A 23935-nucleotide genomic window follows, 5' to 3' on the forward strand; every position below is an offset into this window, starting at 1 on the left:
GTTTTTTCAATGCAGCGCGTCCAACCGATGCGCCGCGCGTTCAGCGTGGGTCTCTTGGCAGCGGCCCTGGGCATGGCCGGCCTGGCACAGGCCCAGAGCGGCACGCCGGTGCGCCTGCTGGTGGGCTTTCCCGCCGGCGCGGGCACCGACGCCATTGCCCGCACCCTGGGCGAAAAGCTCAAGGACGTGCTGGGCGTGCCCGTGGTGGTCGAGAACCGCGCGGGCGCAGGCGGCCAGATCGCGGCGCAGGCGCTGAAGGCCGCGCCGGCCGACGGCCACACGCTGTTCCTGTCGCATGACCACTCCATCTCGATCCTGCCGCAGGTGGTGAAGAACCCGGGCTTCAACCCCGCGACCGACTTCGTGCCCGTGGCTGGCTTTGCCACCTTCGCCAACGTGCTGGCGGTGTCGGGCGGCACGCCGGCCAAGAGCATCGACGAGTACGTGAAATGGATCCGCACGCAAAAGGGCGGCAAGGAGACCATCGGCGTGCCCGCACCGGCGTCGATCCCCGAGTTCCTGGTGAAGATGATCTCGGACAAGTACAAGATCGACGTGCAGCCCGCACCCTACCGCGGCAGCGCGCCCATGACGGCCGACATGCTGGGCAACCAGATCACGGCGGGCATCGCCTCGGTGCCCGACTTCATCGAGAACCACCGCGCGGGCAAGGTGCGCATCGTGGCCTCCATCGGCGCCAAGCGCCAGGCGCTGCTGCCGAACGTGCCGACCTTCACCGAGCTGGGCTTTGCGAACCTGGAAGACCTGCCCTACTACGGCATCTTCGCGCCGGTGGGCACGCCCCAAGCCGTCATCGACAAGTACGGCGACGCGCTGCAGAAGGTGCTGGCCATGCCCGACGTGAAGCAGAAGCTCACCACCATGGGCCTGACGGTCGGCTACGAGCCCCAGGGCCAGTTCGCGGGCCGCGTGCGCACCTACACGCAGACCTGGGAAAAGATCATCCAGGCGAGCGGCTTCAAGCCCTGAGCTGCACGGCCTGGCACGGTCGTCACATGAGTGATCTTCCGGCCCGGCGAGGCCCCTCTACGATGGGCCCTCGCCTTCCAACAACAAAGCCGGAGACACATCCCTCATGCGATTCACGACCCTCGCCGCCTCACTGGCGGCCACGCTGCTGCTCGGCGCCTGCGGCAGCACTGCGCCGATCTCCCCCGCCGAAGTCGGCGAATTGCGCCCGGGCTCGGGCTACCTGAAGGGCTACCTGCCCGCTGCCGAGTTGCCCGACAGCCTCGCCCTGCTGCCGGCGCCCCCGGCCGAGGGCTCGGCCGCGCTGGCGGCCGACGGCGCCACCTTCCGTGCGCTCACGGCCCTGCAGGGCACGCCGCGCGGCGCACTGGCGGTGCAGGACGCCAACCTCAAGTTTCCGAAGGCCGCCGAGGTGTTCTCGTGCGCGCTGGGCATGCCGATCTCCGAGCAGGCCACCCCGAACCTGAACATGCTGCTGCGCCGCACGCTGGCCGACGCCGGCTCGGCCACCTACAAGGCCAAGAACACCTACAACCGCACACGCCCCTTCGTGGCGTTCAAGACCGGCAGCTGCACGCCCGCCGAAGAAGCCTCGCTGGCCAAGGACGGCTCGTACCCTTCGGGCCATTCGGCCGTGGGCTGGGCCTGGGCGCTGGTGCTGACGGAACTCGCCCCCGAGCGCGCCGACGCGCTGCTGCAGCGCGGCCGGGCCTTCTCGCAGAGCCGCGCGATCTGCGGCGTGCACTGGCAGAGCGACATCGAGAACGGCCGGCTGGTCGGCGCGGCGACGGTGGCGAAGCTGCACACGAATCCGGTGTTCCAGGCGCAGATGGCGGGTGCCCGGTCGGAGATTGCGAAGGCACGCGCGGCAGGCGCGGTGCCCGCTCAGGACTGCGGTGCGGAAGCCAAGGCACTGGCGGCCTCGGCGCTGATCGCGCCCTGAGTCTCGACCGCGCCGCTCAGGTGGCGCTGTTCGAGGCCGCGATGCCCCAGCGCGCCAGCGCCTCGTCGTCGGTCACGCGGGCATCGACCCAGCGCGCGCCCTCGGGCGTCTGCTCCTTCTTCCAGAACGGGGCCTGGGTCTTCAGGTAGTCCATCAGGAACTCGCAGGCCTGGAAGCTCTGGCCGCGGTGGGCGGACACCACCGCCACCATCATGATCTGGTCCAGCGGCTGCAGCAGCCCCACGCGGTGGATCACGCGCGCACCCAGGATGTCGAAGCGCTTGTGGGCCTCGTCGATCATGGCCTCGATGGCCTTCTCGGTCATGCCGGGGTAGTGCTCCAGCTCCATCGAGGCGATGGTGCTGCCGTCGTTGCGGTCTCTGACCGTGCCGATGAAGCTGCAGACGGCGCCGACGCGCGCGTCGGCCGCGCGCAGGGCGGCGATCTCGGCACCGGCGTCGAAGTCGGCCGTCTGGATGGAAACGCGAGGGAGCGAGGACATGCCCAAATTGTGGCACTGCCGCCCTACACTGCGCCGATGCCGGCTCCCACGTCGCAGCCCCTGACACCCGACGATGTCGAGATGCTGCGGCGCGTCGACCTTGCCGCGCGCACCCCGGCCGCCGGCCTGGCGGTGCTGGCCGTGCTGCTGGCGGGCTGCGCCCTCGTCTTCGTGGTGATCGGGCGGCTGCCCGGCGCCCCGGCGGGCCTGGCCCTGGCGATGAACGCGGCGGCGCTGGTCACCTTGCTGCTGGGCGTGTGGCTGTTCACCCATCGGACGCGGATCGACCGGCGCCTGGCCCAGGCCACCCGCGAGGCCCTGGCGAAGAACAGCAAGTTCACCGTGGCCGGCACCGTGGACCACGTGGCCGCCCTGCCCGGCGGCGCGCTGCGCTACACGGTCGACGGCCAGTTCCACGTCGACGTCGTGCCGGTGCTGGGCCTGGACGCACCTCGCAGCCACGCCACGGGCCGGCCGCTGACGGCGGTGCGGCACCTGGCGCAGGCGCCCGTCGAGATCGAATGCGTGGCGCGCGACAACGCCGTGCATCTGCTGCTGCGCACGCGTTATCCGATGGCGCGCCAGGCCACGCGCACCGAGCGGCCGGCCACCTCGCGCGACCGTCGGCGCGCCGGGCGCTCGGACCGCCGCTTCATGGGCGTCGTGCTGGCGGGCGGCGCGGTCCTGGCGATCGGGACGGCGTGGGCCGACGGTTTTCGCCCGGGCTTCGGCCTGTTCATGGCGGGGTACGCAGCTGCCATCTGTGCGCTGGTGTTCGCGGTCGGCGTGCTGCCGCAGCTGCTGCGCGCACGCCGGTTCACGCACCTGCACACGGTGAGCGGGCCGGTCACCGAAATCCTCACGGCCCAGGTGCCGCAGGGCAAGCACACGGCCGAGGTGCGCTGGTTCCGGGTCGACGGCCAGCTGTTCGGCGCGCTCGACCTCAAGACCGACGCGCAGCTGGGCAACCAGGTCACCGTCGAGTTCCTGGGCAATGCCCGCGCCGCCGAGGGCGGCCGTGTCGTGAGCCTGCAACGCAGCGCCACCGCACCGCCGGCCTAGGCGCGACAATGCAGCCCATGCCTTCGCGCCGCACGCCCATCCGCCTCTCGCCTTCGTTCGAAGGCAAGGCATGCGCGCGCCAGGGCAACAAAGCCAAAAAACCAAAGCTCGTCTGACCGGAGCCGAGGTTCCGTCGTCGGATGAGCGACGGAACCTGCCAAGGCTTTGGCCCCTCTTGGGTTGCGCGCGCATCGGACGGTGGTTCTTTCCATCGGTCGATTCCTGAAAGGAAGCCTGCGTGCCACATCAACAACCAACCGCCGACACCGCGACCGATTTCTCGGGCCTGTGGGTCGCCCTCGTCACCCCGTTCCGCGACGGCGCGGTCGACCACACCGCCCTGGCGGCGCTCGTCCGAAGGCTTGTCGACGACGGCGTGACCGGCTTCGTGCCCTGCGGCTCGACCGGCGAAGCCGCCGCGCTCGACGAGGCCGAGCAGCTGGCCGTGCTCGACACCGTGCTCACCGCTGCCGGTGGCCTGCCAGTCGTGATGGGTGTGTCGGGCTACCACCTGGGCAAGGCCACGGCGTGGGCGCGCAAGCTCTCGGAACGCCCGCTGGCGGGCCTGCTGGTGTCCGCCCCGCACTACATCCGCCCGTCGCAGGCCGGCGTGATCGAGTGGTTCCACGCCATCGCCGATGCCAGCACGGTGCCCGTGCTGGTCTACGACATTCCCTACCGCACCGGCGTGACCATCGCGCGCGAGACGATGCTGGCGCTGGCCGAGCACCCGCGCATCCGCGGCATCAAGGACTGCGGCGGCGACATGGCCAAGACGCGCGCGGTGATCGCCGACGGCCGGCTGCAGGTGCTCACGGGTGAAGACCACCAGATCTTCGCCACCATGGCCGAAGGCGGCGTGGGCGCCATCGCGGCCAGCGGCCATGTGCAGACGAAGCGCCTCGTACGGCTGGTGCGCCTGCTGGCCGAGAACCGGCTGGCCGAGGCGCGCGCCGAATGGCAGCCGCTGCAGCCGTTGCTGGAGATGCTGTTTGCCGAACCCAACCCGGGCCCGCTGAAGGCGCTGCTGGCGCATGCGGGCGAACTGCGCGACGAACTGCGCTCGCCGATGACGCGCGCGTCGGACGGCCTGCGCGAGCGCCTCGTGGCGCTGGACGCGAAGCTCAGCCGCCCGTGACGGGCGGGAAGAACGCGACTTCGCAGTCGTCGTTCAGCGCGGCGGCCTCGTCGCTCATGGTCTGGTCGAGCGCCATGCGCACGGCCTTGCCGCGTGCGAGCGCAATGGCGTAGGCCCCGCCGCGGGCGATGAGCTCGTCGCGCAGGGACGCGAGCGTGCCGGCCTGCGTGTCGACGGTTTCGCCGCTGTTGGACAGTGCCTCGCGCACTGAGGCGAAATAACGGATGCGGACCTTCATGGGGAGATTCAGCCGAGCAGCGATGCGAGAGGAATGAAGTTCACGGTGTCGCCGGACTGGATGGTCCGGCCCGCCGGGTTGTCGACCAGGCCGTCGCCCCAGACCATCGAGGTGAGCACGCCCGAACTCTGGTTGGCGAACAGGTCGAGCCCGCCCGACGCGTTGCGTCGCACGCGCAGGAACTCACGGCGCTTGTCGGCACGCGGCCAGTCGAAATCGGCGCGCAGCGGCACGGCCGCGGGCGCCACGCGCGTGGCCCCCTGCAGCGCGAGCAGGAAGGGCCGCACCAGCATCAGGAAGGTCAGGAAGCTCGACACCGGATTGCCGGGCAGCCCCGTAACGTGGCAGGCGCCCTGCCCGTTGCTGCGCGCGATCGAACCGTAGGCGAAGGGCTTGCCGGGCTTCATCGACAGCGACCACAGCTGCAGCTCGCCCAGCGATTGCAGCGCGGCGCGGATGTGGTCTTCTTCGCCGACCGAGACGCCGCCGGTGGTGATGATCAGGTCGCTCGCCTCGGCCGCCTCGCGCAGCGCGGCGATGGTGGCTTCACGGTTGTCGGGCACGATGCCCAGGTCGTTCACCTCGCAGCCCAGGCGGTGCAGCAGCGCGCGCATGAAGAAGCGGTTCGAGTTGTAGATCGCGCCGGGCTTCATCGCGTCGGGCGCGACCTCGCCGGGCATCACCAGCTCGTCGCCGGTGGAGAGCATGGCCACGCGCGGCTTGCGCGCGACCTGCAGGCGGTCGAAGCCGACGCTGGCGGCCAGGCCGAGCGCGGCGGGCGTGAGGCGTTCACCGCGCTGGAGGACCACGTCGCCCGAGGCCACGTCTTCGCCTGCGCGGCGCACCCACTGGCCGGCCACGGGCGCGATGGCGATGCGCACCGACCCCAGTCCGCCCTCTTGGGGCGTGGCGGCCGTATCTTCCTGCATGACGACCGCGTCGGCGCCTTCAGGAATCTGCGCGCCCGTGAAGATGCGCGCCGCCGTGCCGGCCGCGAGCGGCGTGCCGACGGTGCCGGCGGGAATGCGCTGCGTCACGGCCAGCTCGGTGCCGGGCGTGGCGCAATCGGCCGCGCGCACGGCGTAGCCGTCCATCGCGCTGTTGTCGCGCGGCGGCACGGTGAGGCCCGAGACGAGGTCCTGCGCCAGCACGCGCCCGTCGGCGTCGAAGGTGTCGACGCTTTCGGCCGGCAGCAGCGGCCGGGCCTTGGCGAGCAGCACCGCGATCGCTTCATCGAGCGGCATCAACGGCGGGCGCGAGGACGAGGCGGCGAAGGGAACAGGAGAGGAATCAGCCATGGTGTCCGGGGTTGTAGTCGAAGCGCTCGCCGCTGTCGATCAACCACGTGGCAATGGCCTCGGCGTCGTTGAGGTCGAGCACCGGGCGCGCCGTGGCCTCGGGCAGGCCGTCCGGCGCATCGGTGGCGATGGCGGTGACAAAGGGGTCGTCGATGTACAGCGCGGGGCGCGGTGCCTCGCCGTCGCCGCTCGGTCGCCAGACCTCGATCTTGAGCACGTCGCTGTGCCGGAAGCCCTCGACCAGTGCCCAGTCGACCGCCGGATGCAGCTCGGCGAGCAGCTGGTGCACCGTGAGCTCGACCGGCACCTCGAACTCGCGCATCAGCGCGAGCCGCTGGTCGGACGCGACGACCACCTCGAAGGCCCCGGCCTGCCGATGGCGCCAGGTGTCCTTGCCGACGTGGTCGATGTCGAAGCGGTGGTGCGCATGCTTGACCACCGACACGCGCAGCCCGCGCTGCTTGAGCACGGGAATCAGGCGTTCCACCAGCGTGGTCTTGCCTGCGCCGGAATACCCGGCGAAGCCGACGACCTTCATGCCGCGGACGCCCCGGTCAGTCGCAGTGCTGGGCGATGTAGGCCTTGACGGCCTCGGCATCGGCCGGCAGCTGGACCACGCGCTTGGGCAAGGCTTCGATGCCTTCGAACTTCTTCGGGCGCGCGGGCTCCTCGCCCAGCGCCTCGACCACCGTGGCCGCGAACTTGATCGGCAGCGCGGTCTCGAGCACCACCATCGGCACGCCGGGCGTGAGCTGCTCTCGCGCGGCCTTGAGGCCGTCGGCGGTGTGCGGATCGATCAGCGTGGCGAAGCGCTTCTCGGTGTCGCGGATCATCGCGAGCCGGTCGGCGTGCGTGCTGCGGCCGCTGCGAAAGCCGAAGCGCTCGGCGGCCTGCTTGAACGCCGGATCGGCGCTCAGGTCGAAACTGCCCGTCAGGCCCAGGTCGTCCACGAACAGCTTGCGCAAGCGGTCTGCATCGCGGCCGACCAGGTCGAACACGAAGCGCTCGAAGTTGCTGGCCTTGCTGATGTCCATCGACGGGCTGGAGGTTTCGTGCGTGTCGACCGCTGCGCGCACGCGATACACGCCGGTGCGGAAGAACTCGTCGAGCACGTCGTTCTCGTTGGTGGCGACCACCAGCGTCTGGATCGGCAGGCCCATCATGCGCGCCACGTGGCCCGCGCAGACGTTGCCGAAGTTGCCCGAGGGCACCGTGAAGCTCACCGGCTTGTCGTTGCTGGCCGTGGCCTGGAAGTAGCCCGCGAAGTAGTAGACGACCTGCGCCAGCAGGCGCGCCCAGTTGATCGAGTTGACCGTGCCGATGCGGTACTTGCGCTTGAAGCCCAGGTCGTTCGATACGGCCTTGACGATGTCCTGGCAGTCGTCGAACACGCCGGTGATGGCGATGTTGTGGATGTTGGCGTCCTGCAGGCTGAACATCTGCGCCTGCTGGAACGGGCTCATGCGCCCGTCGGGCGAGGTCATGAAGACGCGCACGCCCTTCTTGCCGCGCATGGCGTACTCGGCCGCGCTGCCGGTGTCGCCACTGGTGGCGCCCAGGATGTTGAGCTCGGCGCCGCGGCGGGCCAGTTCGTACTCGAACAGGTTGCCCAAGAGCTGCATCGCCATGTCCTTGAAGGCCAGCGTGGGGCCATTGGACAGGGCTTCGAGGTACACGCCATCTTCGAGCTCGCGCAGCGGCACGATCTCGTCGGTGCCGAACACCTCGGCCGTGTAGGTCTTCGCGCAGATCGCCTTCAGGTCGGCCGCGGGAATGTCGTCGATGTACAGCGAGAGGATTTCGAAGGCCAGCTCGGCGTAGGGCAGCGTGCGCCATTTGGCGAGCGTGGCGGTGTCGACCTGCGGGTACGTTTCAGGCAGGTACAGGCCGCCATCGGGCGCCAGGCCTTCGAGGAGGATTTCGCAGAAGCGCTTGCGGTCGGCGTGGCCGCGGGTGCTCAGGTAGTTCACTTCAACTCTTCCTTGCGGATGCGCACGATGGGTTCGAGCACGGTCGGCAGCGCCTGCAGTTCGGCCATGACGTCGTTGACGGTGCCTTCGCGCGCGTCGTGCGTGAGGATGATGAGGTCGGTCTGCGTCGAACCCTCGCCGCCCACTTCGTCGGCTTCGCGCTGCAGCACGGCGTCGATGCTGATGCCGGCGGTGGCCAGCAGGCCCGTCACCTTGGCGAGCACGCCGGCCTGGTCGGCCACGCGCAGGCGCAGGTAGTAGCTGGTGACGACCTCGGCCATCGGCAGCACCTTCAGATCGCTCATGGCGTCGGGATGGAACGCCAGGTGCGGCACGCGGTGTGCGGCGTCGGCGGTGTGCAGGCGGGTGATGTCGACGAGGTCGGCGATCACGGCGCTGGCGGTCGGCTCGCTGCCGGCGCCCTTGCCGTAGTACAGCGTGGTGCCCACGGCGTCGCCGTGCACGACCACGGCGTTCATGGCGCCTTCGACGTTCGCCAGCAGGCGCTTGGACGGCACGAGCGACGGGTGCACGCGCAGCTCGATGCCCTGGGCGGTGCGCTTGGTCACGCCCAGCAGCTTGATGCGGTAGCCGAGCTGCTCGGCGTACTTGATGTCCTGCGCGGCGAGCTTGGTGATGCCTTCGACGTGGGCCTTGTCGAACTGCACGGGAATACCGAAGGCGATGGCGCTCATCAGCGTGACCTTGTGCGCGGCGTCGACGCCTTCGATGTCGAAGGTGGGGTCGGCTTCGGCGTAGCCCAGGCGCTGGGCTTCCTTCAGCACGGTGGCGAAGTCCAGGCCCTTGTCGCGCATCTCGGACAGGATGAAGTTGGTCGTGCCGTTGATGATGCCGGCCAGCCACTGGATGCTGTTGGCCGTGAGGCCTTCGCGCAGCGCCTTGATGATCGGGATGCCGCCAGCCACCGCGGCCTCGAAGGCCACCATCACGCCCTTGGCATGCGCGGCCGCGAAAATTTCGGTGCCGTGCACGGCGAGAAGTGCCTTGTTGGCCGTGACCACGTGCTTGCCGGCCGCGATGGCTTCGAGCACGAGCTGCTTGGCAATGCCGTAGCCGCCGATGAGTTCGATGACGATGTCGATGTCGGGGTTGGCGATGACTTCGCGCGCATCGGCGACCACCTTCACGCCTTCGCCGGCCACTTCGCGGGCGCGGGCGGTGTCGAGGTCGGCCACCATGGTGATCTCGATGCCGCGGCCAGCGCGGCGCTTGATTTCTTCCTGGTTGCGCTGGAGCACCTTGAAGGTGCCGCTGCCGACCGTGCCTGCGCCGAGCAGGCCTACTTGGATGGATTTCATGGGAGGGGTCGCGTTCATGGTTTGGATGAGGTGAGAGACGGTGCTGCGGCGTCCACGAGGCGGCTGACATAGCGCGGCAGGCTCCAGGCGCCGCCCGCGAAACCGCGGCACATGCCGTCGCCGGCCGCGCCGGTGCGCACGAAGGTCGTGCCGTTGAAGTGCCAGGTTTCGCTCGACCAGCAATCGCCGATGCCGCGGCCCTTCATGGAAGAGGTGACGCTGGCGTCTTTCTCGTCGAACTCGCCGCTCGCTTCGAGCGACACGGGCGCATAGGGCGGCTTGTCGTTGGCGGTCCAGAGCAGCGTGGTGTAGTTGTACGCGCCCACGCCGCAGCCCAGCGCCAGGAGCACCTTGCGGTCGCTCAGGCGGTGAACCTCCACCGACTTGGCGTTGACCTGGTCCTGGTTGTTGCACCGCTCGCGCGCGTCTTTCAGGTCGAGCGACGGAAAGATGCGCGCGGCCAGCGCGTCGTCGCCTGGCCGCGCCTTCGGCGGCTTGACCACATGGACGACGGGCATGGGCACCGGTGGCAGCACGGAAGACTCGGGCTTGGCGCCCTTGCGCACCAGCGCACCCGGGGTGCCGACGCGGCCCTGCGCTTCGTCCATTTTCAGCAGCACGGCGTTGAGGCCGGCGAGCGACAGCGTCCACTTCTTGCCGCCGTTGGCAGTGACGGTGGCGTCGTCGCTCTTGAGCAGCTCGGGCAGCACGGCGCGGATCTGGCCCTGGTCGAAGCTGGCGGTTCCCGCGTCGAGGCCGGACAGGGCGGCCTTGCCGACCTTGAAGCGCAGCGGCCCCTTGGCACTGCCGTCATCGCCGATCTGCAGCTGGATATCGAGGGCCGTGTTCGGCCCAGCCGCGCGGGTGATCAGCATCGACACCTGCTGGTGCTCCCCGCCGTCCGCCTGGTAGCCGGCGGCGCGGCAGGTCAGCGTGTTGTCGCAGACCAGTTCCCAGTCGTTGTGCGAGAACGAGACCGGCTCTTTCTTCCCGGCCGCGCCGACAGACAGTGCGCCCAGCAACAGCGCGGCAGCGACGCAGGCGGATTTCATGGTCCCGTCTTGCGACGCAACCGGTACTGCTCCAGGAACTTGGCGATGCGGTTGATGGCCTCGCGCAAGTCGTCTTCATGGGGCAGGAACACGATGCGGAAGTGGTCCGGCGTGGCCCAGTTGAAGCCGGTGCCCTGCACCAGCATCACGCGGGTTTCCTTCAGCAGCTCGAGGAAGAACTGGCGGTCGTCCGCGATCGGATAGACCTCGGGGTCGAGCTTGGGGAACATGTAGAGCGCAGCGCTGGGCTTGACGCAGCTCACGCCGGGGATGGCGGTGATCAGCTCGTAGGCCAGGTCGCGCTGGCGGCGCAGGCGCCCGCCCTCGCACACGAGGTCGTTGATGCTCTGGTAGCCACCGAGCGCCGTCTGGATGGCCCACTGGCCCGGCACGTTGGCGCACAGGCGCATGTTCGAGAGCATGTTCAGGCCCTCGATGTAGTCGCGTGCGCTGCGCTTGTCACCCGACACCACGAGCCAGCCGGCGCGGTAGCCACACGAGCGGTAGCTCTTGGACAGCGAATTGAAGGTCAGCGTGAGCACGTCGGTCGACAGGCTGGCGATGGCCGTGTGCTTGACGCCGTCGTACAGCACCTTGTCGTAGACCTCGTCGGCGAAGATCACGAGGCCGTGCTCGCGGGCGATCTCGACGAGGCTCTTGAGCAGCTCGTCGGAATACAGCGCACCGGTCGGGTTGTTCGGGTTGATGACCACGATGCCCTTGGTGCGGGGCGTGATCTTGGCGCGGATGTCGGCCAGGTTCGGCATCCAGCCGTTGTCCTCGTCGCACAGGTAGTGCACCGGCGTGCCGCCCGACAGGCTCGTGGAAGCGGTCCACAACGGGTAGTCGGGGGCCGGCAGGAGCAGCTCGTCGCCGTCGTTGAGCAGCGCGTTGGTGGACATGGCGATCAGCTCGCTGGCGCCGTTGCCCAGGTAGATGTCGTCGAGCGTGACGCCCGCGATGCCCTGCTTCTGGGTCTCGTGCATCACGGCCTTGCGCGCCGCGAAAACGCCCTTGCTGTCCGAGTAGCCCGCCGACGTCGGCAGGTTGCGGATCATGTCCTGCTGGATCTCCTCAGGCGCATCGAAGCCGAACACGGCCAGGTTGCCGATGTTGAGCTTGATGATCTTCTGGCCTTCTTCCTCCATCTGCTTGGCGGCGTCCATGATGGGACCGCGGATGTCATAGAGGACGTTGGCCAGCTTGGCCGATTTCTTGAGCTGCTTCAAAGGGGCCCTCCCGGGCGGGTTTACTCGAAGGTCAAAGGCCCCTGCGGGCCTCGTGTCACTAGGGAAAACCTATAATTTGACCACAGTTCCCAGTGCCCCGATGAAGCTCCAGCCCGACAAATCCGACGTCCAGACCCTCACCGCACACGGCCCCGGCTGGGTCGCGATCAACAACGAAAAGGTGGAGGGCAGCGTGGTCGTGGGTTCGCGTGGCGAACGCTTTGCCTGGGATTGCACGCGCTTCGACCAGCTGGGGCCCGAACAATTCGCGCAATTGGCCTCGTTGGGCGCCGAATTGGTCATTTTCGGCAGCGGCAACCGCATCCGATTTCCCCAGCCGGCCTGGCTGCAGCCCCTGATGGCGCAACGCACCGGCGTGGAGACCATGGACACCCCGGCGGCCTGCCGCACCTACAACATCCTGGCCGGCGAAGGCCGGCACGTCATCGCCGCCCTGCTCGTCGAGAGCCCGGCGGGTGGCTGAGAGAGGGGTTTTCGAGGTAAAATACCGGGTTGCGAACCGGCCAGCTACCCCAAGTTAGCAACGACCAATCCTCCGTTCATCGAGCAAGCCCGAAAAAGGCTGAGAGGGCTCGGAGAACGGAATCTAACGGAGAAAACAAGTTTCATGGCGATCGTTGTCAACAAACCCATTCCTGAATTCGACGCCAACGCCACGGGCGGCATCAAGGTTTCGAACACCTCGCACCTCGGCCACGTCATGGTCATGTATTTTTACCCGAAAGATAACACTCCGGGTTGCACGACCGAAGCGATGCAGTTCCGCGACCACTACAAAGACTTCGAAAAAGCCGGTGCCACGGTCTTCGGCGTGTCGCGCGACAACATGAAGTCGCACGACGAATTCAAGGCCAAGCTCGAACTCCCCTTCGAACTGATTGCCGACACCGAAGAAAAAATGTGCCACATGTTCGGCGTGGTCAAGAACAAGATCATGTATGGCAAGAAGGTCAAGGGCATCGAGCGCAGCACTTTCCTGATCGGCGCCGACGGCATCCTGAAGGCCGAATGGCGTGGGCTCAAGGTTCCGGGCCATGTCGAAGACGTCCTCAAGGCCGTCAAAGCACTCAAGAAGGCCGCCTGATCGCGCCGCAAGGCACTGGGCGTGCGCTTTTGCATCAAGTCGTGGGAATTGCCCCACGCAGTGTGCAAAGAGCCTCTGGTGCGTCTTTTGCGGTGTGCATAATGGCCTCATGCCGTTGAGCTCCACGACCGCATCCTCCGAACGAAGCCGCCTGGGTCTACAGGCGGCTTTTTCGTTTTCCGGCCCTCCTCTTTCTTCCTTGCGAGCGACCTGACCCATGCCATTGCCTCCCGCCCCCACGAAACGCGCCGCATTGCTCTCGCCGGATGCCATCGACGCACCCGCCCGTCCCTCGCACAGAAACTCGCGCCGTTCCGGCGATTCGCGCGACGACGCCCCCGCCAAGAGCGGACCGCAGCCGCTGGAGCTGTTCGACAACCTCGGCACGGAAGGCGGCGGCGATGCGCCCACTGCACGCCCAGCGCGTCCGGCACGCCGCTCGAAAACCAAGGCGGCACCCGCCCCGGCGCCCACGTCGGCACCGGTGAGCGCACCGCAGCAGCAACAACAACCCGCGATGGTGCAGGTCGAGACGCGCGTGCCCACGCCCGCCCCAGCCGCCGCCACGCCCGTCGCGGCGCCCCAGCAGGCCCCGGCACGCCCCAAGCGCAAGTCCACCGGTCCCGCCAAGCTGTTCGTGCTCGACACGAACGTGCTGCTGCACGACCCGATGTGCCTGTTCCGCTTCGAGGAACACGACATCTTCCTGCCGATGATCGTGCTGGAAGAGCTCGACGGCCACAAGAAGGGCACGACCGAAGTCGCGCGCAACGGCCGCCAGACCAGCCGCACGCTCGACGCGCTGGCCGCCGCGCAGGACGCCGACATCGACAAGGGCCTGAAGCTGGACACCACCGGCCACCGCGAAGCCGGCGGGCGCCTCTTCTTCCAGACCGCCCCGCTCGACTACTCGCTGCCGATCAGCCTGCCCCAGGGCAAGGCCGACAACCAGATCCTGGGCGTGGTGCACGCGCTGCGCGACGAGTACGCCAAGGACCGTCCGGGCAAGCCGAAGCAGGAAGTGGTGCTGGTGTCCAAGGACATCAACATGCGCGTCAAGGCGCGCGCGCTGGGCCTGGCCGCCGACGACTACCAGAACGACAAGACGCTGGAAGACGGCGACCTGCTCTACGCCGGCTCGCTCGCGCTCCCGCCCGACTTCTGGACCCGCCAGAGCAAGACGGTCGAAAGCTGGCAAAGCGGCAGCAACACCTTCTACCGGATCAGCGGTCCGCTGGTGCCCAACCTCTACATCAACCAGTTCGTCTTCTTCGAGGCGCCCGGCGAGCCGAGCATGTATGCACGCGTCACCGAAATCCGCGACAAGACCGCGGTGCTCAAGACGCTCAAGGACTACAGCTCGGGCAAGAACGCGGTGTGGGGCGTGAACACGCGCAACCGCGAGCAGAACTTCGCGATGAACCTGCTGATGGACCCCGAGATCGACTTCGTCACGCTGACCGGCACGGCCGGCACCGGCAAAACGCTCATGGCACTGGCCTCCGGCCTCACGCAGGTGCTCGACGACCGGCGCTACACCGAGATCATCATGACGCGCGCCACCGTGAGCGTCGGTGAAGACATCGGCTTCCTGCCCGGCACCGAGGAAGAAAAGATGGGCCCCTGGATGGGCGCACTCGACGACAACCTCGAATTCCTGGCCAAGGGCGACGGCGGCGGTGCCGGCGAGTGGGGCCGCGCGGCCACCAACGAGCTGATCCGCAGCCGCATCAAGGTCAAGAGCATGAACTTCATGCGCGGCCGGACCTTCCTGAACAAGTACGTGATCATCGACGAGGCGCAGAACCTCACGCCCAAGCAGATGAAGACACTGATCACCCGCGCCGGCCCCGGCACGAAGATCATCTGCATGGGCAACCTCGCGCAGATCGACACGCCCTACCTCACCGAAGGCTCGTCGGGCTTGACCTTCGCGGTCGACAAGTTCAAGGGCTGGCCGCACGGCGGGCACATCACACTGGCGCGCGGCGAACGCTCGCGCCTGGCCGACTTCGCAAGCGACGTGCTCTAAATTCATCGGCTCCGGCCGACACAAGCCCGCGCATGCTCCCAGAGCATCGCGGGCTTTTTTTCGCCCGCCATGACAGGCTACTGACAAGACGTTGTCAGGAGGCGGCTCGCACCATCCAGGCTCCTTCCAACGCAACGAACGAAAGAGAGAGAGCACTTCATGACCACCCATGCCATCACCTGGTTCGAGATTCCGGTCGCCAACCTGGACCGCGCCCAGGCCTTCTACGAAACCGTGCTCGCGCGCAAGCTGCGCCGCGAAGACTTCGGCGGCAACCCCCTGGCCGTGTTTCCCTACGATGACCCCGCCACCGGCGGCGCGCTGAAGCCCGGCGCCAACACCAGTGCGCAGGCGGGCAGCGGCATCCGCGTCTACCTCGACTGCATGCCCAGCATCGATGCCGTGCTCTCGCGCGTCGAAGCGGCCGGCGGGCAGATCGTGGCCCCCAAGTCGGCGTTGCCGCCGGGCATGGGCTTCATCGCCCACCTGCGCGACACCGAAGGCAACGAAGTCGGCCTGCACGCCCCCGCCTGAGACACCATGGCACAACGCAACTGGATTGCGGTCGCCAGTGCCGAGCACGCCCGGCGCGGCCGGGACCACCGGCCGCTCGGGTTCATGCAGGTGGGCCACGGCAAGCTCGCGCCGCTCAAGCGCGTGGCGGCAGGCGACCGCGTGGCCTACTACGCACCGGCCACGGTGTTCGGCGGCACGGACAAGCTGCAGAGCTTCGTGGCGCTGGGCATCGTGCAGTCGGGCGATCCCTACGAGTTCGACATGGGCAACGGCTTCGTCCCGTGGCGTCGCGACGTGGCCTACGTCGCCGCGCACGAGGCGCCCATCGCCCCACTGATCGAACGCCTCGCCTTCATCGAAACCCCGAAGCAATGGGGCTACAAGTTCCGCTTCGGCCTGTTCGACATCACCGACATCGACATGAAACTGATCGCGCAGACGATGAAGGCCGAACCGAAGGCGCTCCTGTTTTGAGCGCTTTCGCCCTCCTCATCCGCCACTTCCGGAGAAACAACGCATGGACCCCATCCGCCAACACCACGACGCCTTCCGCGTCTGCGGCCTCACGGTACGCACCACCAACCGCGAAGAGATCGACCCCGCCACCGCACGCATCGGCGCGCTGTGGAACCGCTTCTTCGGCGAACAGACCTACGAGTCGACGCCGCACCGCACCAGCGACACGCGCATCTTCAGCGTCTACTCCGCCTACGAATCGGACGCGCACGGCGCCTTCGACATGACGGCCGGCGTCGCCGTCTCGGATGGCGCGGACAGCGTCGCCATCGAAGCCGGCGACTACCTCGTGTTCACCGGTCGCGGCGAGATGCCGCAGATGGTGATCGCCACCTGGCAGCGCATCTGGCAGTATTTCGAGGCGCACCCGGAAATCGTGCGCCGCTACCGCAGCGATTTCGAAGCCTACGAGGGGCCGGACGCAGTGGCGATCCACATCGGAGTCTCATGAGCACACGCAAGGGCTGGCGCGACAGGCTGGCCGGCTACCCGAACCTGCCGAACGTGAAGGCCATTCCCCCGGCCATGCGCGCGCGGCATGGCGAGGGCACCATCGCCACGCCCTCGCCGGCCGAAGTCGAGGAGGCCATGCGCGGCGTGCCCGAAGGCCGGCTCGCGACCGTGCTCGGCATCGGCGAAGACATCGCGGCGCGCCACCAGGCCACCATCGGCTGCACCGTGACCACAGCCATCTTCGCCCACATGGTGGCCCACGCCACCGAGGAAGCCATGACGACCGGCGCCGGTCGCACGCCAGGCACACCGTACTGGCGCACGCTCAAGATCGGCGGCGAGCTCAACCCGAAGTACCCGGGCGGCATCGAGGCCCAGATGTCGCGCCTCGAGGCCGAAGGCCACACGGTGGTCCAGCGCGGCAAGCGCTACTTTGTCGAGAACTTCGCCAGGAAGCTCGTCGGAACGCGTTGATGCGCCGCGCCGACCGCCTCTTCCAGCTCGTGCAGCTCATCCGCGGCCGCCGACTCACCACGGCCGCCTTCCTGGCGCAGCGCCTGGAGGTGTCGGAGCGCACGGTGTACCGCGACGTGGCCGACCTGCAGCACCAGGGCGTGCCGATCGAGGGCGAGGCCGGCGTCGGCTACCGGCTCGGCGCGGGCTTCGAGCTGCCGCCGCTGATGTTCACGCAGGACGAAGCGTCGGCGCTCGTGGCCGCCGCACGCATGACCCAGAGCTGGGTCGATCCCGCGATGGCGCGCAACATCGAAACCGGCCTGGGCAAGATCCTGTCGGTGCTGCCACCGGCGGCGCGCGTGTCGGCCGAGGCGCTGGCGTTGTATGCGCCCGCGCTCGGTCTCGACGACGCCCTGCGCACCCGGCTGCAGACGCTGCGCGAGGCCGTACAGGCGCACCAGAAGCTGCGGCTGCGCTACCGCGACGTCTCGGGCGATGCCAGCGAGCGCACGGTGCGTCCGCTGGGCTGCTTCTACTGGGGCAAGGTCTGGACGCTCTCGACGTGGTGCGAGCTGCGCAACGATTTCCGCGGTTTCCGGGTCGACCGCATGGAGGCGGTGGAGGTGCTCACCACGCGCTTCCAGGACGAGCCGGGCAAGACGCTGGCCGACCTGCTGCGGCAAGTGAAGGCCGAGGCGCAGCGCCACAAGGTGTGGGAGCAGAAGCCGCCGGCCTCGACATCCGAACCCGGCAGCGATGCCGGCTGACGAGCTGCCCTGCGGTCAGTACTCGTCGTTGTTGCTGTAGCCGACGAGGTTCTCGAACTTGGTGATCGGCTTCAGGAAGGCCAGCTTCACCGTGCCGGTCGGTCCGTTCCGGTGCTTGCTGATGATCACCTCGGCCACGCCCGGCTCCTTCGACTCCTTGTTGTAGTAGTCGTCGCGGTAGATGAACATGATGATGTCCGCGTCCTGCTCGATGGCGCCGGATTCGCGCAAGTCGCTCATCATGGGGCGCTTGTCGGTCCGCGCTTCCACGCCGCGGCTGAGCTGCGACAGCGCGATCACCGGGCACTTCAGCTCCTTGGCCAGCATCTTCAGGCCACGCGAGATTTCGCCCACGGCCGTGGCGCGGTTCTCGTCGCCCGAGCTGCTGGTGGACATGAGCTGGAGGTAGTCGACCACGATCAGGCCCAGGCGCCCGTACTGGCGCGCCAGCCGGCGCGCATTGGCGCGCAGTTCGCTGGACGAGAGGCCCGGCGTCTCGTCGATGTGCAGCGACACCGTGCGCAGCTTCTCGATGGCCTCGGTCAGGCGCGGCCACTCCTCGTCGCTGAGCTTGCCGGTGCGCAGGTGGCCCTGGTCGATGCGGCCGATGGAACCCACGATACGCACCGCCAGCTGGGCGGCGCCCATTTCCATCGAGAACACCGCCACCGGCAGCCCCTCTTCGAGCGCCACGTGCTCGGCGATGTTGATCGCCAGCGAGGTCTTGCCCATCGACGGACGCGCGGCCAGCACGATCATGTCGCCCGGCTGCAGGCCCGAGGTCATCTTGTCGAAGTCGTTGAAGCCGGTGCGCACGCCCGTGATGTCGTTCGGGTTCTCGGCCATCTCGGTCACGCGGTCGAGCAGTTCGACCACCAGGGAATCCATGCTCTGGAAGCCCTGCTTCATCCGCGTGCCTTCTTCGCCGATGTTGAAGATCTTCTGTTCGGCTTCGTCCAGGATCTTGTCGACCGGCTTGCCCTGCGGATTGAAGGCGTTGGTGGCGATCTCGTCGGCGGCGGTCACGAGCTTGCGCAGGATGGAACGCTCGCGCACGATCTCGGCGTAGCGCCGGATGTTGCTCGCGCTCGGCACGTACTGCGCGAGCGAGTTCAGGTAGACCAGCCCGCCGATGTCGTCGGCCTTGCCGAGGTTCTGCAGCTGCTCGAAGACCGTGATCACGTCGGCCGGCTTGCTGGCATTGATCAGCCCGCCGATGGCCGCGTAGATCAGCTTGTGCTCATGGCGGTAGAAGTCGCCGTCGACCAGCAGGTCGCCCATGCGGTCCCAGGCGCCGTTGTCCAGCAGCAAGCCCCCCAGCACGCTGGATTCGGCCTCGATGGAATGAGGCGGAATGCGCAATTGCGCGATCTGGCGGTCGGCCGACGAATCATTGTCGGCATAGGAGAAAACAGCGGACATGGACTTCCCTTGCAACCCTGCATGCTAAGCCGCGCAGGACGCGCCGCGTGTGGACAAGGTTGTTAATAAACGGTGAACTTCCGGTGCAGCGAGCTGGACAACCCACGCGCAGAAAAGAAAAAGCCGCCCGAAGGCGGCTTTCTTGCGTCAGCGCACGGGGCGCTGCGAACGATCAGGCGGTTTCGCCGTAGACCGTGACGGTGATCTCGACGACCACGTCGGTGTGCAGCGAGACGCTCACGGTGTTGTCGCCAACAACCTTGATCGGGCCGTTGGGCAGACGCACTTGCGACTTGGCAACCTTGTAGCCTTGCTTGTTCAGCTCTTCGGCGATGTCGCCGTTGGTGACCGAACCGAACAGACGGCCGTCCACGCCAGCCTTTTGGGTCAGCTTGACGGTCGAGCCGGCGAGCTTCTCGCCCTGGGCTTGCGATTCGGCCAGCTTGGCGGCCGCAGCCTTTTCGAGTTCGACGCGCTTGGCTTCGAATTCGGCCTTGTTGGCAGCGGTGGCGCGACGGGCGCGGCCCGAGGGGATCAGGAAGTTGCGTGCGTAGCCGTCCTTGACCTTGACGATGTCGCCCAGGCCACCGACGTTCAGAACCTTGTCCAGAAGAATGATTTGCATGGTGTGTGCTCCTTCTTAGACGCGGTGCTGGTCGCTGTACGGCACCATGGCCAGGAAGCGCGCGCGCTTGATGGCGGTGTTCAGCTGACGCTGGTAGATCGCGCGCGTGCCGGTCAGGCGTGCGGGGATGATCTTGCCGTTTTCGCTGATGAAGTCACGCAGCGTGTCGATGTCCTTGTAGTCGATTTCTTCGACGCCAGCGACGGTGAAACGGCAGAAGCGCTTGCGCTTGAACAGCAGCGACTGGGTGTTGCGCTTCGGGCGCTTGTCTTTGTTGAATTTCTTGAACGTGGCCATTGGGGGACCTCTTGTCGAAAATTAATCTTGCTGAAAATCCTGGATGTGCAGGACCGGATGCTTGCCGTTGCCCGGTGTCGCGAGAAACCCCTGGAATCGCCAGAGACTTCCCATCGACTGCGCTGCGAGCCGCTCGGCGATGGCGCCGAACGCAACGGCCTTGAGGGCCGTCTTCACCTGCCGGGGCTTTCCCGCCTCCTGGAGCGTCGACTCATGGTCGAGCTTCAGATCGAGGGCGGGCAGGCCGGCTGGCGTGTATCGCAGGGTTCCGAGTTCGGCGACAGAGGCGGTCAGCAGAAGCTGGTTGACCCCGGTCGCCGCAGCGGCAGCCGTCACGCCATCAGTTGTTGTTGGCGGCGTATTCGGCCTGCTGGGCCTTGCGGGCCTCTTCGCGCTCGACCGTCTTCATCATCGACGAAGGACCGGTGTCGGCCTTCTTCTTCTGAACGGTCAGGTGACGCAGCACGGCATCGTTGAACTTGAACGCGTGTTCCAGTTCACCCATCACGGCTTGTTCAGCTTCGATGTTGACGCACAGGTAGTGGGCCTTGTTGAGCTTGTTGATCTGGTAGGCCAGCTGACGGCGGCCCCAGTCTTCAACGCGGTGGACCTTGCCGCCGCCGGCCGTGATCAGGCCCTTGTAACGCTCCAGCATGGCCGGAACTTGTTCGCTCTGATCCGGGTGGATGAGCAAGATGATTTCGTAGTGACGCATGGCACTCCTTGTGGATTCTTCCGTGGAAGAGGAAAAGCCACCCGCAGCGTCGGGCGCGGTATGGCAAGGCAAAGCCGGCGATTATAGCCCTGTGTTGCGCGACCCGGCAAGGCACCTCAGTCGTTGAGGGCCTTGTCGAGGGCGGCGGCCTTCTCCGCGCCAACGGCGGCGCGGATCTTGGGTGCCAGTGCCAGGAGGTCTTCGTAGCTGGTCGTGCCTTCGACCTGGAGGTTGAGCCGGAAGCCCATGAGGCCCAGGCCGCCGGTCAGCTGGGTGGCAATCGGATACGCGTCCTTGTAGCGCTGCTGCCGGCTGCGGCCGGAAGATGCAACAGGCGCCGGGGCCGCCGAAACTGCGGACGCCACGGCTGGCGGCTGGCCGGCCAGAGGCGCCAGCAGGCCCAGGGCGACCATCTGCTCGACCTCTTCGCGCCCGATGCCCAGCCCTGAGGCCAGCACGTCGTCGATCGAGCGCTTGCCGTCGAACTGGATGAAGGCCGAGCGCTGGCGCGGCGTCAACGGCACCGAGCGGTCCTTGAGGACCTGCTGTCCGGCTTCCGTCTTGACAAGAATCATGGGGGTCTCCGGCGAAGTGCTGACACAGGCCCTGACGGGCCCACATCACCTCAGGCAGGCAGCCGGATTGCGCCGCCTGCGAATGTCACGAGTCTGACACCGGAAACGCACTTTGTTTCATTTGCACGGGCGGGCACGGGGGAATCCCCCATGGGGATTTCCGCCATTCGCCGCGTGGCATCACGTGGCGGGGTATGCCCGCCGCGCGCTGGCTCAGCCTCGCTGGGCCAGCTGCTGCCAGGTGTCGATCACGCTGTCCGGGTTCAGCGAGATCGATTCGATGCCCTGCTCCGCCAGCCACAGCGCGAAGTCGGGGTGGTCGCTGGGGCCCTGGCCGCAGATGCCGACGTACTTGCCTTCGGCCTTGCAAGCCTTGATGACACGGCTCAGCAGTGCCTTGATGGCCGGGTCGCGCTCGTCGAAGTCGGCCGCCAGCAGCTCGAGGCCGGAGTCGCGGTCCAGGCCCAGCGTGAGCTGGGTCAGGTCGTTCGAACCGATCGAGAAGCCGTCGAAGAACTTCAGGAACTCTTCCGGCAGCACGGCATTGCTCGGCACCTCGCACATCATGATCAGCTTGAGCGCGTTCTCGCCGCGCTTGAGGCCATGCTCGCCCAGCAGCGTGGTCACGCGCTCGGCCTGGCCCAGGGTGCGCACGAAGGGCACCATGATCTGCACGTTGGTCAGGCCCATGTCGTTGCGCACGCGCTTGAGCGCCTCGCACTCCATGGCAAAGGCCTCGCCGAAGTCGGCGCTCAGGTAGCGCGCGGCGCCGCGGAAGCCCAGCATCGGGTTTTCTTCTTCGGGCTCGTAGCGGCTGCCGCCGATCAGCTTGCGGTACTCGTTCGACTTGAAGTCCGACAGGCGCACGATGACGGGCTTGGGCCAGAACGCGGCGGCGATGGTCGCGACGCCCTCGGTCACCTTGTCGACATAGAACGCGCGCGGCGAGGCATGACCACGGGCCACCGACTCGACGGCCTTCTTCAGGTCGTTGTCGACGTTCGGGTAGTCGAGGATCGCCTTCGGGTGCACGCCGATGTTGTTGTTGATGATGAACTCGAGGCGGGCCAGACCCACGCCGTGGTTCGGCAGTTGCGCGAAGTCGAAGGCGAGCTGGGGGTTGCCCACGTTCATCATGATCTTCAGGTCGATCTCGGGCATCACGCCGCGCTGCACCTCGGTCACTTCGGTCTCGAGCAGGCCGTCGTAGATGAAGCCGGTGTCGCCCTCGGCGCAGCTCACGGTGACGAGCGTGCCGTCCTTGAGCAGGTCGGTGGCGTCGCCGCAGCCGACCACGGCCGGAATGCCGAGTTCGCGCGCGATGATGGCCGCGTGGCAGGTGCGACCGCCGCGGTTGGTAACGATGGCAGCAGCGCGCTTCATCACCGGTTCCCAGTTGGGGTCGGTCATGTCAGTGACGAGCACGTCGCCGGCCTGCACCTGGTCCATTTCGCTGATGTTGTGCACGATGCGCACGGCACCGGTGCCGATCTTCTGGCCGATGGCACGGCCTTCGGCCAGCACGGCGCCCTTGCCCAGCAGCTTGTAGCGCTGCTCGGCCTTGCCCTGCTGCTGGCTCTTCACGGTCTCGGGACGCGCCTGCAGGATGTAGAGGTGGCCGTCGGTGCCGTCCTTGCCCCATTCGATGTCCATCGGGCGGCCGTAGTGCTCTTCGATCACCAGCGCGTAGCGGGCCAGCTGCTCCACGTCGGCGTCGCTCAGCGAGTAGCGGTTGCGCTGCTCGGCCTTGACGTCGGTGGTCTTGACCAGCTTGCCGCTCGCCTTCTTCTCTTCGGGCGTAGCGAACTCCATCTGGATCAGCTTGGAGCCGAGGTTGCGGCGGATGACGGCCTTCTTGCCGGCCTTGAGGGTCGGCTTGTGCACGTAGAACTCGTCGGGATTCACGGAGCCCTGCACCACCGTCTCGCCCAGGCCGTAGCTCGAGGTGATGAACACCACCTGGTCGAAGCCCGACTCGGTGTCGATGGTGAACATCACGCCGGCGGCGCCGAGGTCGGAGCGCACCATGCGCTGCACGCCGGCCGACAGCGCGACCACGTCGTGCTCGAAGCCCTTGTGCACGCGGTAGCTGATGGCACGGTCGTTGTACAGGGAGGCGAACACCTCCTTCATCTTGTGCAGCACGTCGTCGATGCCGACCACGTTCAGGAAGGTTTCCTGCTGACCGGCGAACGAGGCGTCGGGCAGGTCTTCGGCGGTGGCCGAGGAACGCACGGCGAACGAGGCGGCGGGGTTGCCGGCGCTCAGCGTGGCAAAGGCCTCGCCGATGGCTTTTTGCAGGTCGGCCGGGAATGGCTGGGCCTCGACCATGGCGCGGATCTCGGCACCGGCCGCGGCCAGGGCGCGCACGTCTTCGGTGTCCAGCGCAGCCAGGCGCTTGCTAATCTTGTCGGCCAGGCCGTCGTGCGCCAGGAACTGGCGGAACGCATGAGCCGTGGTCGCAAAACCGGTCGGCACGCGCACGCCCTGTGGCAGCTGCGAGATCATTTCGCCGAGGCTGGCGTTCTTGCCGCCAACCGACTCGACGTCGGTCATCCTCAGGTTTTCAAATGGCACGACCAGTGCGGTCGCCTCGAAAAGTGCAGACATGGGGAAGCTCCAGAAGTTGAAACCGGCGCTGCATGCAGACGGCGCAGCACGATCGTTGTCGTTGCTTTGGGTGCGGTCGCGGTGTGCATGGAAAGAATTCGAGGG

27 protein-coding genes are annotated in these 23935 nt (G+C 67.3%); 12 read left to right on the forward strand and 15 right to left on the reverse strand.

Annotated elements, in window-relative coordinates:
* Positions 1-9 precede the first annotated feature (9 nt).
* Entirely contained in the window at positions 10-990 is a 981-nt protein-coding gene (locus AC1RAD_RS26935; RefSeq protein ID WP_159272524.1) for a Bug family tripartite tricarboxylate transporter substrate binding protein, read from the forward strand.
* A 106-nt stretch (positions 991-1096) separates the two neighbouring features.
* The gene (locus AC1RAD_RS26940) at positions 1097-1933 is read left to right on the forward strand and encodes an acid phosphatase (RefSeq protein ID WP_492738135.1); all 837 of its coding nucleotides are present in this window, start codon (positions 1097-1099) and stop codon (positions 1931-1933) included.
* A 16-nt stretch (positions 1934-1949) separates the two neighbouring features.
* Here AC1RAD_RS26940 and AC1RAD_RS26945 read toward each other — a convergent pair whose 3' ends face one another.
* A complete protein-coding gene (locus AC1RAD_RS26945) occupies positions 1950-2435 on the reverse strand; it encodes a molybdenum cofactor biosynthesis protein MoaE (RefSeq protein WP_447743081.1) in 486 nt (161 codons plus the stop codon).
* Between the two features lie 36 nt (positions 2436-2471).
* Between AC1RAD_RS26945 and AC1RAD_RS26950 the strand changes: the two genes are divergently transcribed.
* Together AC1RAD_RS26950 and dapA are read left to right on the forward strand one after the other, a co-directional pair.
* Positions 2472-3497 (forward strand): hypothetical protein, encoded by a 1026-nt coding sequence (locus tag AC1RAD_RS26950; protein WP_492738137.1) that lies wholly within the window; start codon positions 2472-2474, stop codon positions 3495-3497.
* 238 nt (positions 3498-3735) lie between these two features.
* Positions 3736-4635: a 4-hydroxy-tetrahydrodipicolinate synthase gene (dapA, locus tag AC1RAD_RS26955; RefSeq protein ID WP_492738138.1), complete on the forward strand. Its 900-nt coding sequence runs from the start codon at positions 3736-3738 to the stop codon at positions 4633-4635.
* On the opposite strand, the gene AC1RAD_RS26960 is transcribed toward dapA, so the two are convergent.
* Genes AC1RAD_RS26960 through AC1RAD_RS26990 form a run of 7 tightly spaced genes read right to left on the reverse strand, consistent with a single transcriptional unit; the run spans position 4622 to position 11741 of the window.
* Positions 4622-4873: a MoaD/ThiS family protein gene (locus AC1RAD_RS26960; protein ID WP_492738139.1), complete on the reverse strand. Its 252-nt coding sequence runs from the start codon at positions 4871-4873 to the stop codon at positions 4622-4624. The two genes, dapA and AC1RAD_RS26960, sit on opposite strands and share 14 nt — an antisense overlap.
* Positions 4874-4881: 8 nt before the next feature.
* Positions 4882-6171, reverse strand: coding sequence for a molybdopterin molybdotransferase MoeA (locus AC1RAD_RS26965; RefSeq protein WP_492738140.1), 1290 nt, complete (start codon positions 6169-6171; stop codon positions 4882-4884).
* Positions 6164-6709, reverse strand: coding sequence for a molybdopterin-guanine dinucleotide biosynthesis protein B (gene mobB / locus AC1RAD_RS26970; RefSeq protein ID WP_095744706.1), 546 nt, complete (start codon positions 6707-6709; stop codon positions 6164-6166). The genes AC1RAD_RS26965 and mobB overlap by 8 nt, the downstream gene beginning before the upstream one ends.
* 16 nt (positions 6710-6725) lie before the next feature.
* Positions 6726-8141, reverse strand: coding sequence for a threonine synthase (gene thrC / locus AC1RAD_RS26975; protein WP_492695250.1), 1416 nt, complete (start codon positions 8139-8141; stop codon positions 6726-6728).
* Entirely contained in the window at positions 8138-9460 is a 1323-nt protein-coding gene (locus AC1RAD_RS26980) for a homoserine dehydrogenase (protein WP_062472989.1), read from the reverse strand. The genes thrC and AC1RAD_RS26980 overlap by 4 nt, the downstream gene beginning before the upstream one ends.
* Before the next feature lie 14 nt (positions 9461-9474).
* Positions 9475-10512, reverse strand: a complete 1038-nt coding sequence (locus AC1RAD_RS26985; RefSeq protein WP_492738142.1) for a DUF1176 domain-containing protein — start codon at positions 10510-10512, stop codon at positions 9475-9477.
* Positions 10509-11741 (reverse strand): pyridoxal phosphate-dependent aminotransferase, encoded by a 1233-nt coding sequence (locus tag AC1RAD_RS26990; protein ID WP_095950778.1) that lies wholly within the window; start codon positions 11739-11741, stop codon positions 10509-10511. Before AC1RAD_RS26990 ends, AC1RAD_RS26985 begins: the two co-directional genes overlap by 4 nt.
* A 100-nt stretch (positions 11742-11841) precedes the next feature.
* Between AC1RAD_RS26990 and AC1RAD_RS26995 the strand changes: the two genes are divergently transcribed.
* From AC1RAD_RS26995 to AC1RAD_RS27030, 8 genes are all read left to right on the forward strand, one after another.
* The gene (locus AC1RAD_RS26995) at positions 11842-12225 is read left to right on the forward strand and encodes an Mth938-like domain-containing protein (RefSeq protein ID WP_062472996.1); all 384 of its coding nucleotides are present in this window, start codon (positions 11842-11844) and stop codon (positions 12223-12225) included.
* A gap of 144 nt (positions 12226-12369) precedes the next feature.
* Positions 12370-12846 (forward strand): peroxiredoxin, encoded by a 477-nt coding sequence (locus AC1RAD_RS27000; RefSeq protein WP_062472998.1) that lies wholly within the window; start codon positions 12370-12372, stop codon positions 12844-12846.
* Between the two features lie 217 nt (positions 12847-13063).
* Positions 13064-14878: a PhoH family protein gene (locus AC1RAD_RS27005; protein ID WP_492695245.1), complete on the forward strand. Its 1815-nt coding sequence runs from the start codon at positions 13064-13066 to the stop codon at positions 14876-14878.
* Positions 14879-15037: 159 nt separating this feature from the next.
* On the forward strand, positions 15038-15412 hold the full coding sequence (locus AC1RAD_RS27010; RefSeq protein WP_062473002.1) for a VOC family protein: 375 nt from the start codon (positions 15038-15040) through the stop codon (positions 15410-15412).
* Between the two features lie 6 nt (positions 15413-15418).
* Entirely contained in the window at positions 15419-15868 is a 450-nt protein-coding gene (locus AC1RAD_RS27015; protein WP_062473004.1) for an EVE domain-containing protein, read from the forward strand.
* A gap of 43 nt (positions 15869-15911) precedes the next feature.
* Complete coding sequence (locus tag AC1RAD_RS27020) at positions 15912-16361, forward strand: GyrI-like domain-containing protein (RefSeq protein ID WP_492738144.1); 450 nt, start codon at positions 15912-15914, stop codon at positions 16359-16361.
* Positions 16358-16837 (forward strand): MGMT family protein, encoded by a 480-nt coding sequence (locus AC1RAD_RS27025; protein WP_492738146.1) that lies wholly within the window; start codon positions 16358-16360, stop codon positions 16835-16837. The genes AC1RAD_RS27020 and AC1RAD_RS27025 overlap by 4 nt, the downstream gene beginning before the upstream one ends.
* Positions 16837-17586, forward strand: coding sequence for a helix-turn-helix transcriptional regulator (locus tag AC1RAD_RS27030; protein WP_492738148.1), 750 nt, complete (start codon positions 16837-16839; stop codon positions 17584-17586). The genes AC1RAD_RS27025 and AC1RAD_RS27030 overlap by 1 nt, the downstream gene beginning before the upstream one ends.
* Positions 17587-17601: 15 nt before the next feature.
* On the opposite strand, the gene dnaB is transcribed toward AC1RAD_RS27030, so the two are convergent.
* The 7 genes from dnaB to ppsA all read right to left on the reverse strand — a co-directional run bounded on the left by dnaB (position 17602) and on the right by ppsA (position 23830).
* Positions 17602-19008: a replicative DNA helicase gene (gene dnaB, locus AC1RAD_RS27035; protein ID WP_062473012.1), complete on the reverse strand. Its 1407-nt coding sequence runs from the start codon at positions 19006-19008 to the stop codon at positions 17602-17604.
* A 172-nt stretch (positions 19009-19180) separates the two neighbouring features.
* On the reverse strand, positions 19181-19633 hold the full coding sequence (gene rplI / locus AC1RAD_RS27040) for a 50S ribosomal protein L9 (RefSeq protein WP_056583114.1): 453 nt from the start codon (positions 19631-19633) through the stop codon (positions 19181-19183).
* Positions 19634-19648: 15 nt separating this feature from the next.
* Positions 19649-19930, reverse strand: a complete 282-nt coding sequence (rpsR, locus tag AC1RAD_RS27045; protein ID WP_007830781.1) for a 30S ribosomal protein S18 — start codon at positions 19928-19930, stop codon at positions 19649-19651.
* A gap of 21 nt (positions 19931-19951) precedes the next feature.
* The gene (gene priB / locus AC1RAD_RS27050; protein WP_062473014.1) at positions 19952-20266 is read right to left on the reverse strand and encodes a primosomal replication protein N; all 315 of its coding nucleotides are present in this window, start codon (positions 20264-20266) and stop codon (positions 19952-19954) included.
* A gap of 4 nt (positions 20267-20270) precedes the next feature.
* Positions 20271-20645 carry a 30S ribosomal protein S6 gene (gene rpsF, locus AC1RAD_RS27055; RefSeq protein ID WP_062473016.1) on the reverse strand — a complete coding sequence of 125 codons (375 nt, stop codon included), beginning with the start codon at positions 20643-20645 and terminating at the stop codon, positions 20271-20273.
* 116 nt (positions 20646-20761) lie between these two features.
* Positions 20762-21220, reverse strand: coding sequence for a hypothetical protein (locus tag AC1RAD_RS27060; RefSeq protein WP_492738150.1), 459 nt, complete (start codon positions 21218-21220; stop codon positions 20762-20764).
* A 213-nt stretch (positions 21221-21433) separates the two neighbouring features.
* A complete protein-coding gene (gene ppsA, locus AC1RAD_RS27065; RefSeq protein WP_062473021.1) occupies positions 21434-23830 on the reverse strand; it encodes a phosphoenolpyruvate synthase in 2397 nt (798 codons plus the stop codon).
* Positions 23831-23935: the final 105 nt, after the last annotated feature.

It is taken from the genome of Variovorax sp. GW823-FHT04B03, from assembly GCF_058796495.1.